Origin of the sequence: Paraburkholderia sp. SIMBA_054 (assembly GCF_046534875.1) — a bacterium.
GTDB classification, from domain to species: domain Bacteria; phylum Pseudomonadota; class Gammaproteobacteria; order Burkholderiales; family Burkholderiaceae; genus Paraburkholderia; species Paraburkholderia hospita.
This window is the reverse complement of the sequence record NZ_JAWRXV010001859.1, coordinates 1-230: the sequence shown is the minus strand read 5'-3', so window position 1 is coordinate 230 and position 230 is coordinate 1. Positions and strand designations below refer to the sequence as shown.

Annotated in this window: 1 protein-coding gene; it reads left to right on the top strand. The window is 36.5% G+C overall.

What is annotated here, in order from left to right:
* Positions 1–230 (top strand): helicase C-terminal domain-containing protein (locus SB822_RS61485; RefSeq protein WP_410859718.1); only part of this gene is annotated, 230 nt, incomplete at both ends.

The window sequence follows — 230 nt, the reverse complement described above, 5'->3', positions numbered from 1 at the left end:
ATTAAAGACCTACTTAATTTAACTGGTGGCCGAACCCTTCTCTTAAATACCTCAAATAAGCATAAAGAGGAATTTTATGGAGCAATACGTAATGAACTACAGGAGAAAGGAATTCCTGTATATAACCAAGGAGAGAATAGTACTGAAGTCTTGACACAACTTTTTAAAGAGAACGAAACAAGCGTTTTAGTTGGCACCGGTAGCTACTTTTCTGGATTTTCAGTATCTGG